This window comes from Nocardioides sambongensis, assembly GCF_006494815.1.
In the GTDB taxonomy this organism is placed as follows: Bacteria; Actinomycetota; Actinomycetes; order Propionibacteriales; family Nocardioidaceae; genus Nocardioides; species Nocardioides sambongensis.
In genome coordinates, this window is sequence record NZ_CP041091.1 from 1,499,640 (window position 1) to 1,510,000 (window position 10,361).

General features: G+C 68.6%; 9 protein-coding genes and 2 rRNA genes (1 of these 11 only partly in view). 6 read left to right on the top strand and 5 right to left on the bottom strand.

Annotation, left to right across the window (positions count from 1 at the left end):
* The first annotated feature begins 18 nt into the window (after positions 1-18).
* The 5 genes from FIV43_RS07005 (at position 19) to FIV43_RS07025 (ending at position 4,919) form a co-directional block, all read left to right on the top strand.
* Positions 19-1,278 (top strand): PucR family transcriptional regulator, encoded by a 1,260-nt coding sequence (locus FIV43_RS07005; protein WP_141013548.1) that lies wholly within the window; start codon positions 19-21, stop codon positions 1,276-1,278.
* 86 nt (positions 1,279-1,364) lie between these two features.
* Entirely contained in the window at positions 1,365-2,309 is a 945-nt protein-coding gene (locus FIV43_RS07010) for an ACP S-malonyltransferase (protein WP_141013549.1), read from the top strand.
* An 8-nt stretch (positions 2,310-2,317) separates the two neighbouring features.
* Positions 2,318-3,289, top strand: a complete 972-nt coding sequence (locus FIV43_RS07015; protein WP_196781071.1) for a beta-ketoacyl-ACP synthase III — start codon at positions 2,318-2,320, stop codon at positions 3,287-3,289.
* An 84-nt stretch (positions 3,290-3,373) separates the two neighbouring features.
* Positions 3,374-3,619, top strand: coding sequence for an acyl carrier protein (locus tag FIV43_RS07020; protein WP_141013551.1), 246 nt, complete (start codon positions 3,374-3,376; stop codon positions 3,617-3,619).
* Between the two features lie 31 nt (positions 3,620-3,650).
* Positions 3,651-4,919 carry a beta-ketoacyl-[acyl-carrier-protein] synthase family protein gene (locus FIV43_RS07025; protein ID WP_141013552.1) on the top strand — a complete coding sequence of 423 codons (1,269 nt, stop codon included), beginning with the start codon at positions 3,651-3,653 and terminating at the stop codon, positions 4,917-4,919.
* Between the two features lie 94 nt (positions 4,920-5,013).
* Here the strand turns inward: FIV43_RS07025 and FIV43_RS07030 are convergent, their stop codons facing one another.
* On the bottom strand, positions 5,014-5,523 hold the full coding sequence (locus tag FIV43_RS07030) for a DUF3145 domain-containing protein (protein ID WP_141013553.1): 510 nt from the start codon (positions 5,521-5,523) through the stop codon (positions 5,014-5,016).
* Between the two features lie 208 nt (positions 5,524-5,731).
* Positions 5,732-6,667 (bottom strand): alpha/beta fold hydrolase, encoded by a 936-nt coding sequence (locus FIV43_RS07035; protein WP_231123801.1) that lies wholly within the window; start codon positions 6,665-6,667, stop codon positions 5,732-5,734.
* Between the two features lie 56 nt (positions 6,668-6,723).
* Between FIV43_RS07035 and FIV43_RS07040 the strand changes: the two genes are divergently transcribed.
* Entirely contained in the window at positions 6,724-7,302 is a 579-nt protein-coding gene (locus FIV43_RS07040; RefSeq protein WP_141013554.1) for a hypothetical protein, read from the top strand.
* Here the strand turns inward: FIV43_RS07040 and FIV43_RS07045 are convergent, their stop codons facing one another.
* From FIV43_RS07045 to FIV43_RS07055, 3 genes are all read right to left on the bottom strand, one after another.
* Positions 7,303-8,160, bottom strand: a complete 858-nt coding sequence (locus FIV43_RS07045; protein ID WP_141013555.1) for a tetratricopeptide repeat protein — start codon at positions 8,158-8,160, stop codon at positions 7,303-7,305.
* 114 nt (positions 8,161-8,274) lie between these two features.
* Positions 8,275-8,391 (bottom strand): 5S ribosomal RNA (gene rrf / locus FIV43_RS07050).
* Positions 8,392-8,629: 238 nt separating this feature from the next.
* Positions 8,630-10,361 (bottom strand): 23S ribosomal RNA (locus FIV43_RS07055); it runs 1,424 nt beyond the window's last position.

Below are 10,361 nucleotides of genomic sequence, written 5' to 3' on the forward strand. Positions count from 1 at the left end.
GCGCCGTACGCTGCTCCCATGTCGTCCGACGCCCGCCAACGTGCCCACGCCCAGCTCCGCGGCGCGGCCGGCACGTTGAGCACCGGGGCGGTGAACCGGATCGAGGCGGACTGTCCCTGGTTCCGCGACCTGAGGGCCGAGGAACGCGCCTGGGTGGGCCAGATCGTGCAGGCCGGCATCCGCGGGTTCCTCGACTGGCTGGCCGAGGGCGACTCCCGGGTGCCCAACGACGAGGCGCTGGTCGTCTCGCTGTTCGGCGCGGTGCCCCGCACCATGGCCGGTGTCATCGACCTGCAGCAGACCGTCGACCTCTTCCGACTCACCATCGACGAGGTCGAGCAGCGGATGGAGGGCCTGCTGGACCCGACCACCGCCGCCGAGGTGCACACCGCCGTGCTCCGCTACGGACGCGAGGCAGCGTTCGCCGCAGCCGAGGTCTACGCCCGCGCGGCCGAGCTCCGCGGCGCCTGGGACGCCCGGCTGGAGGCGCTGGTGGTCGACTCGGTGCTGCGCGCCGAGAGCGACGACGAGGTGCTCTCCCGCGCCAGCGCGGTCGGCTGGTCGGCACGCGGCCAGGTCGCGGTCGTGGTCGGCGCAGCGCCCCGGGACCAGGACGAGGCCGGGGTCTTCGACGACGTACGCCGTGCCGCTCGCGCCACCGGCATCGACGCACTCTGCGCGGTCCAGGGGCACCTTCTCGTGGTCATCCTGGGCGGCGTCTCCGACCCGGAGAAGGCCGCCCACCGTCTCCTCCCCTGGTACGACGACGGCCCGGTCGTCGTCGGTCCGGTGGCCGCCGACCTCTCCCACGCCCACGCCTCGGCGCGTGCGGCCCTGGGCGGCCTGCGCGCGGCCAGCGGCTGGCCGGAGGCGCCGCGCCCGGTGGGCGCACACGACCTGCTCCCCGAGCGCATCGTGGCGGGCGACGCGGAGGCCCGGCGCGAGGCGATCGAGGCGGTCTACCGACCGATCGCGTCGGCGCGGGGGTCCCTGGTCGAGACGCTGTCGACGTACCTCGCGCAGGGTGCGGCCATCGAGGCCACCGCCCGGGCGCTCTTCGTCCACGCCAACACCGTGCGCTACCGCCTGGCACAGATCGCCGAGCTCACCGGCTTCACCCCCAACCGGGCCCGGGACGCGTTGGTGCTCCAGCTGGCCCTGGTGCTCGGACGCCAGGCCGACGCCGCAGGCCAGGCCGCGCAGCGCGCGCACCTGCCTCGGCTGTCCAACGCCCCGCAGGAGGCCGACGACGGCGACGAGAGCGCCGGGGACCTCTGACTTGTAGGATCTCTACAAAGAGCGACACGACAAGTTCGTGGGGCAGGCAGGCGCCCCTGCCTGGCCCGACCCGTCAGGCTGGACGTGTGCTCGTGATCGTCGCCCCCGGACAGGGATCCCAGACTGCCGGCTTCCTCCGCCCCTGGCTCGCAGACTCCACGTTAGCGGCGCGGCTGGAGTGGCTCGGCGCCGTCGCCGGCCTGGATCTGGCCCACTACGGCACCGACGCCGACGACGACTCGATCCGGGACACCCGGATCGCCCAGCCGCTGCTGGTCGCCACCGGGCTGGTGGCGGCGCTGGAGCTCTTCCCGCGTCCTGCGGAGGCATTCCCCACCGTCGGCGCGGTGACCGGGCACAGCGTCGGTGAGATCACCGCGGCTGCGGGCGCCCGGGTGATCAGCGCGGAGCAGGCGATGGTGCTGGTCCGCGAGCGCGGCAAGGCGATGGCTGAGGCCTCCGCGACCACGCCCACCGGGATGACGGCCGTGCTCGGTGGCGACCGGGACGAGGTGCTGGCCGCGATCAAGGAGCACGACCTGACCCCCGCGAACGACAACGGCCCCGGCCAGATCGTCGCTGCCGGCACCCTCGAGCAGCTCGAGGCGTTCGCCGCGGCACCGCCGGCCAAGGCCAAGCTGCGCCCCCTCTCGGTCGCGGGCGCCTTCCACTCCTCGCACATGGCGCCGGCGGTCGAGCACGTCACGCGGCTCTCCCGGTCGGTGTCGGTGCACGAGGCACGCACGCCGTTCATCTCCAACGCCGACGGCTCCGTGGTCCGGGACGGGCGTGAGGTGCTCACCAAGATCGTCGGTCAGATAGCCCGCCCCGTGCGCTGGGACCTGTGCTTGGAGACCATGTCCGAAAGCGGCGTCACCGGCATCCTGGAGCTGCCACCCGCGGGCACGCTGACCGGCATCGCCAAACGCTACTTCCGCGGAGCGACCCCACCGGTGGAGACCTTCGCCCTCAACGAGCCCGACCAGATCGACGAAGCGCGCGCCTTCGCCGAGAAGCACGGTGCGGCATGACCCCCGACATGCCCGCGCTGACCACAGACCCCGGGGCGTCGCACACCGCGGTGCTCGGCATCGGCAGTTACCGCCCCTCCCTGGTGGTGCCGAACGCCGACATCGTGGACGCCATCGACTCGAGCGATGAATGGATCCAGCAACGCTCGGGAATCCGGCAACGCCGTCGTGCTGCAGACCACGAGACGGTGCCGATGATGGCGGTTGCGGCGTCCCGGCAAGCCCTCGAGCGGGCCGGGCTGGACGCCCGGCAGGTCGACTGTGTCGTCGTCGCCACGGTCAGCCACCTGCTGCAGACCCCGTCGGCAGCGACCGCCGTCGCCCACGAGCTCGGCACCGACCGGGCCGCTGCCTTCGACATCTCGGCGGCCTGCGCGGGCTTCTGCCACGGCGTCGCCCTCGCCGACAGCCTGGTCCGCAGCGGCAGCGCCCGCCACGTCCTGGTGATCGGTGTCGAGCGGCTCAGCGACATGACCGACACCACCGACCGCGGCACCGCCTTCCTCTTCGCCGACGGCGCCGGCGCCGTCGTCATCGGACCGTCGGACACGCCCGGCATCGGCCCGGTCGTGTGGGGCTCCGACGGCGAGCAGTACGACCTGATCCGCTCGATCAGCACCGAGGACCCGCGGCTGACGATGCAGGGCCGCGCGGTCTTCCGCTGGGCGTCCTTCGAGATGGCCAAGATCGCCCAGCAGGCCCTGGACCGGGCCGGCGTACGGGCCGAGGACCTGGACTGCTTCATCCCGCACCAGGCGAACAACCGGATCACCGACACGATGGTCCGGGCGATGAAGCTCCCCTCGTCGGTCCGGGTCGCCCGCGATATCGTCGACGCCGGCAACACCTCGGCCGCATCGATCCCGCTCGCGCTGGACCGGATGATCGCCGACGGCGACGCCCGGTCGGGCGACACGGCACTCCTGATCGCCTTCGGGGCGGGTCTGGCTTACGCCGCCCAGGTGATCGTGCTTCCCTGATACCACCCCCGGACCGGCCGCTGCCGGCTCGGGCGGCACCGCAGCACCCGTCCCACATCACCACACCCACATGGAGAGAAATAGATGAGCACCGAAGAGATCCGCAGCGCCCTCGCCGAGATCGTCAACGAGGTCGCCGGCGTCGACGCCGACGACGTACAGCTCGACAAGTCCTTCGTGGACGACCTGGACGTCGACTCGCTGTCGATGGTCGAGGTCGTGGTGGAGGCCGAGGAGAAGTTCGGCGTCACCATCCCCGACGACGAGGTGAAGAACCTCAAGACCGTGGGCGACGCCGTCTCCTACATCGAGAAGGCCCAGGCGGCCTGATCTTCCTTCGCGACGTTTCGAGAGGTCGAGCATGAGTCGAACACGTGTCGTGGTGACCGGCCTGGGCACCACCAACCCGCTGGGTGGCGACACCGCCACCACCTGGGAGGCGATGATCGCCGGGCGCTCCGGCGTCAAGCGTCTCGCCGACATCCCTTGGGCGGCGGAGTGGGCCGGTGACCTGGCCGTTCACGTCGCGGCGCCTGCCGCCGTGGAGCCGACCGATGTTCTGGAGCGGGTGCGCGCCCGCCGACTCGACCGCTCGTCCCAGCTCGCACTGGTGGCGGCGCTCGAGGCCTGGGCGGACGCCGGCCTCGAGCAGCCGCTCGCCGACGGCGAGCTCGACGGTGACCGGATCGGTGTCGCGATGGCGTCGGGCATCGGCGGGGTCCAGACGCTGCTGACCAACTACGACGCGATGCTGGCCAAGGGCCCGCGCCGGGTCTCTCCGCTCGCCGTTCCGATGCTGATGGCGAATGCCCCGGCCGCCACGCTGAGCCTCCAGTTCGGCGCCCGCGCCGCGGTCAACACCCCGGTCTCCGCGTGCGCGTCGGGCAACGAGGCGATCGCCCTCGGCACCGACCAGATCCGCCTCGGTCGGGCCGACCTCGTCGTGGTGGGCGGCACCGAGGCCGCGATCCACCCGCTGCCGATGGCCGCGTTCTCGAACATGATGGCGCTGTCGAAGAACGACGGGGACCCCGCGACGGTGTCCCGTCCCTGGGACACGGGCCGGGACGGCTTCGTGCTCGGCGAGGGTGCCGGCGTGCTGATCCTGGAGTCCGAGGAGCACGCACGTGCCCGCGGTGCGCGGATCTACGCCGAGGTGCTCGGCTCCGGCATCACCGCCGACGCCCACGACATCGCGCAGCCCGACCCCGAGGGCCGCGGCGGTACCCGGGCCATCCGGCGAGCCCTCGTCGACGGCGACATCGACCCCGCCTCGGTCGCGCACGTCAACGCGCACGCCACGTCGACGCCGCAGGGCGACGTCGCGGAGTCCCTCATGCTGCATGCGGTGCTCGGTGCTGCGGCCGACCAGGTGGTGGTGACCAGCACCAAGTCCATGACCGGGCACCTGCTGGGTGGCGCCGGCGCCCTGGAGGGCGTCGCCAGTGTGCTCGCCCTGCACCACCGGCAGTCCCCGCCGACGATCAACCTGGACGAGAAGGACCCGGCGGTCGACCTGGACATCGCGACGAAGCCGCGCGACCTGCCCGTCGGCGACATCGTGGCGCTCAACAACTCGTTCGGTTTCGGCGGCGCCAATGTCGCTGTCGCCTTCGGCAACATGGATTGATCCTGGAACGACCAAGAGGGCCCGGCTCGGAGCGTCTGCTCCGAGCCGGGCCCTCTTGTGTGGTGTCCGGTGGTTGTGCGGCGTCGTGCTGGTCTCAGACCACCTGGTGCAGCCAGCGCACCGGGGCGCCGTCACCCGCGTGACGGAAGGTCTCCAGCTCGTCGTCCCACGGCTTGCCGAGCAGCTTGTCGATCTCGTTCTCGAGCGTGGTCTCCCCCATCGCGGCCCGGACCGCGCTCGCCTTGAGCCGGTCCTCGGGGATCATGATGTCGCCGTGCAGTCCGGTGACGGCGTGGAAGATGCCGAGCTCGGGGGTGTAGGAGAACCGGGCACCCTCGGTGACAGCGGTCGGCTCCTCGGTGACCTCGAACCGGACATGGTTCCAACCGCGCAGGGCGGACGCCATCGAGGCAGCAGAACCCGCGCTGCCGGTCCAGGAGAACTCGCAGCGGTAGGTACCGGCCTGTGCGGGTTGGGGCGTCCAGTCCGGGTTGACGGCGATGCCGAGCACACCGCCCACGGCCCACTCGATGTGCGGGCACAACGCGGACGGTGCCGAATGGACGTAGAAAACGCCGCGGGTAGCACTGTTGTTGTTGGTCACCACAGATCTCCTCGGTCTGCCATCACTCCGGCGTGAGTTACGCCTTCCCCAGCGATCTCACGGAGCGACGACGACGGACGGACCGGCGTGACGCGTGTGGAGTTGTGCCCCCATTGTGACGCATGTGGCGGGAGGAAACCAGTGTTTCGGCGCTCACACGCCGAACCCGAAGGCTAGCCGAACCGCACCGCGCCGACCACCCGCGAGGTCAGTCGGTGGCTCCGATGGAGAGGACCTCGTCGAGGACACCGCGGACGATGCCCAGGCCACCCAGGTGGCTCTCCCCGTCGATGGTCGACATCGTGGCGTCGGGAAGCCGATCCACGACGTGTTGCCCGTGGCGGAACGGCACGATGTGGTCCTCGTCCCCGTGCCACCAGCGCACCGGCACCGCGACGTCGGCCAGGTCGAACCCCCACTCACGGGTGAAGAGAACCAGGTCGGCCAGGGGCGCCGAGGTCTGGAACCGAGCACCGTTCAACAGGTCGTCGAGGAACATCGCCTTGAACTCCGGGCGGGCCAGCAGGTTCTTGTCGCCAGCCGGCTGCACCGCGGCGTAGAGGTCGAGGGCGGCGCCGGCCAAGGGCTTCACGGCGCGGATCGTCCCGGTGAGAGCCGCACCGATCGGCACCCGGCCGGCCTCCAGCAGGGGCGCCAGACGCACAGCCAGGCGGATCGGTCCACCGTCGACAGCGTCCACGCCCAGCGTCGGCGCGACGCCGCCGAGCACCGCCACTCCGGGCACACGGTCGGCCAGCAGCGCACCGGCAGCCAGAGCATAGGGACCGCCGCCGGAGAGCCCGATCACCCGCGCCCGGTCCACGCCCACGGCGTCCAGCAGCCGTTCCAGGTCGCCGACCCAGTCCGCGATGCTCGAGTAGAGGTGGGGTGTCGACGTACCGATCCCGGGGCGGTCGACTGCGACGATCCGGAAGCCCGCCTCCAGCGCGTAGGCGCGCGCCTCCAAGGGGATCTGTCGCCGGCCGCCGGGGGTGCCGTGCATCCACACCAGGGCTGGACCCCGAGCCGAGCCGTACTCGGCAAAGCTCAGGCGCCGGCCGTCGCGCACCGCGACGCTGCCCTCCAGGGTGGGCCGCTCCAGGGCTGTGATCGGCGAGGTCCGCCCGCGAGCCCCCATCAGCATGCCCAGGAGTCTGACACGGGCGCACGTCCGGGCTCGGCGTGTCCTACCCTTCGAGCATGAGCGGCGGACCCAGCGCCACCCCGACCGAGCCGGACTCGAGGATCGACGGACTCGCACCGCCTCACCTGCGACGACCTGCTCGTCGGCAGCGATGGCGGAAGGTCCTGGCGGCCGTGCTCGCCGTGACCGTCGTGGCCGGCTGGGTGACCTGGTACGTCCTCACGCCGACCGAGCTCCCCACCGACGACCGGGAGGTCATCGCCAGCGGCGTCAGCGGTCAGTCTCTCTATGTCGGCATGTTCAGCGCGCCCGACGGCTTCGAGCGCACCCTCCATCTGGACGGCGTGAAGGTCAGCGCGACCGCCAGCGCGCCGGTGACCGTGACCCCCTGGCTGTGCCAGGGCGGCACGGTGGGCGTGACCACCGCACCACGGCAGTTCTGCACCACGTTGGAGGACCCCGAAGGCGCCGAGCTGAGCACCGGCGACTCGATCGTGGTGGAGGTCAACGGGGACGAGGCGGCGATCGCCGAGGTCGACCGGATCAGGATCGGGTTCCGCGAGGACCTCCGCTGGGGCACCCATCCGGCGGGACATGCCGGCGCCCGGGTCACCCTGATCCCCGCCGGCAGCTGATCAGGGCGTGCGGTTCTCCAGCGCCGCGGCACGATCTGCGGCGTCGGTGATCTCCTCGCCGTCGATGGCGTGCGTCCGGTGGAACCAGGTCAGCGCGTCCTGCTCACGTCCGGCCGCCTCGAGCGTGTCGGCATAGGCGTAGCGCAGCCGCACCACCCAGGCGTCCCGGGACTTGTTGTTCAGCGGGGCGAGCTCGAGAGTGCGCAGTGCAGCATCGAGCTGGCCGAGGTCGCGCCGGGCACCGGCTTCGACGATCGTCATCTCCGCCTTGGCGGGAGCCTCGAACTTGGCGACGGACGGGTTCTTGGCCAACTCCAGCGCGCGCGTGGCGTTGCCCAGCGCACGGTGGCAGTCCGCCATGATCGGCAGGTACGCGGTCGCGCCGTTCATCCGCTTCGCAGCACGCAGCTCGGCGAGCGCCTCGGCGTAGTGACCTGCCGCGTAGGCGGTCTCCCCCGCTGCCTCACGCACGACAGCCAGACGCGAGGCGCGCGCCCGCGCCGCGAGCGCGTGCTGGTACGCCGTCTCCGGCTCGTCGTCGATCAACGCGCCGGCCGCGGCCAGGTGGCGTGCCACCCGCGCGGCAAGCTTCTCCGGCAGACCCTTGAGCTGGGCCCGAACGTCCGCGGAGAGCTCCTTGCCGGTGATCTCCTCCGGCAGCGGCGGACCGTCGTAGACCGCCTGGTCCTTCGTCCGGGGTCCGCGCTCGTCCCGGTCCGGACGCGGGCCGTTCGAGCGAGGCTTGCCGCCGCTGGGACGACCCCGTCCGGCGCCAGCGCCGGAGCGCGACTTGTTCGATGACTTGGAGTCCGGTCGTCCCGGACGGCCGCCGTTACGGCGGGAACCTTGGTCAGCCACGACCATCTCTCTTCTCGTATGACGAAGTGGTGTAAATAGACTAGAGGCCACCCGAAGGTGGCCCCTAGTCTGCAGCGGCGCGTCGGCGGACGCGACCCACGCTGCTCAATGTTTGTCCGGCGGCGTCCTACTCTCCCACAGCCTCTCGGTTGCAGTACCATCGGCGCTGGCAGGCTTAACTTCCGGGTTCGGTATGGGACCGGGTGTTTCCCTGCCGCTATGGCCGCCGTAACTCTGTTACCCCATCACTCCCCCCGCTTGTGTCCCTGGTGCCCGCGGGGTGTGTGCCGCCGGGTGTGGGGTTGGGGGGTGGGGTGGTCTGTTGATTCTCCACGATCTGATTCACCATCACCATGATCTGGTGATCTGGTGATCGTGTGGACGCGAGTGTTGTTGTCTTGCGCGGTGTCCCATTTCATGTCCCAAACAAACAGACAGTCTTTGTTTGTTGGGTGTGTTGGGGATTTGTTGTGGCAAGCTTTCGGCCTATTAGTACCGGTCGGCTGGGCATTACTGCTGTACACCTCCGGCCTATCAACCCAATCATCTTTTGGGGCCTTATCCCCTCAAAGGGGGTAGGAAACCTCATCTTGAAACGTGCTTCCCGCTTAGATGCGTTCAGCGGTTATCACTTCCGAACGTAGCCAACCAGCCCTGCACCTGGCGGTACAACTGGCACACCAGAGGTTCGTCCATCCCGGTCCTCTCGTACTAGGGACAGCCTTTCTCAAGTTTCCAACGCGCGCGGCGGATAGGGACCGAACTGTCTCACGACGTTCTAAACCCAGCTCGCGTGCCGCTTTAATGGGCGAACAGCCCAACCCTTGGGACCTACTCCAGCCCCAGGATGCGACGAGCCGACATCGAGGTGCCAAACCATCCCGTCGATATGGACTCTTGGGGAAGATCAGCCTGTTATCCCCGGGGTACCTTTTATCCGTTGAGCGACCACCCTTCCACGAGGAGTGGCCGGATCACTAGTTCCGACTTTCGTCCCTGCTCGACATGTCTGTCTCACAGTCAAGCTCCCTTGTGCACTTACACTCAAAACCTGATTGCCAACCAGGCTGAGGGAACCTTTGAGCGCCTCCGTTACATTTTGGGAGGCAACCGCCCCAGTTAAACTACCCATCAGGCACTGTCCCTGAACCAGATCATGGCCCTAGGTTAGACATCTAGTACGACCAGAGTGGTATTTCAACGATGACTCCACCCATCCTGGCGGACGAGCTTCACAGTCTCCCACCTATCCTACACAAGCCGAACCAAACACCAATGCCAAACTATAGTAAAGGTCCCGGGGTCTTTCCGTCCTGCCGCGCGTAACGAGCATCTTTACTCGTAGTGCAATTTCGCCGAGTCCATGGTTGAGACAGCGCCCAAGTCGTTACTCCATTCGTGCAGGTCGGAACTTACCCGACAAGGAATTTCGCTACCTTAGGATGGTTATAGTTACCACCGCCGTTTACTGGGGCTTAAATTCTGAGCTTCGAACCCCGAAAGGCTCTAACCCGTCCTCTTAACCTTCCAGCACCGGGCAGGAGTCAGTCCGTATACATCGTCTTACAACTTCGCACGGACCTGTGTTTTTAGTAAACAGTCGCTTGGGCCTGGTCTCTGCGGCCCTTCACGCTCCCGGAGCAAGTCCGATCACGATCCGGGCCCCCCTTCTCCCGAAGTTACGGGGGCATTTTGCCGAGTTCCTTAACCATGGTTGTCTCGATCGCCTTGGTATTCTCTACCTGATCACCTGAGTCGGTTTGGGGTACGGGCGGCTCATGGCTCGCTAGAGGTTTTTCTCGACAGCATAGGATCACCCACTTCCCCCCTACGGGGTCGGCATCACATCTCAAGCTCGGCATCAAAGCCAGGAATCCGGATTTGCCTAGATCCCGCCCTACATGCTTACCCACGCACAACCATCGGCGTGGTTGGGCTACCTTCCTGCGTCACCCCATCGCTTGACTACTACCGGATCGGGTCCCACGCTCCACACAACCGTCTCACCCCGAAGGGATCAATCAACTGCGCTTCGGGTGGTTAGCATCACCGGGCTCATCATGGGCGCCACTTCGCCGGTACGGGAATATCAACCCGTTGTCCATCGACTACGCCTGTCGGCCTCGCCTTAGGTCCCGACTTACCCAGGGCAGATTAGCTTGACCCTGGAACCCTTGATCATTCGGCGCACGGGTTTCTCA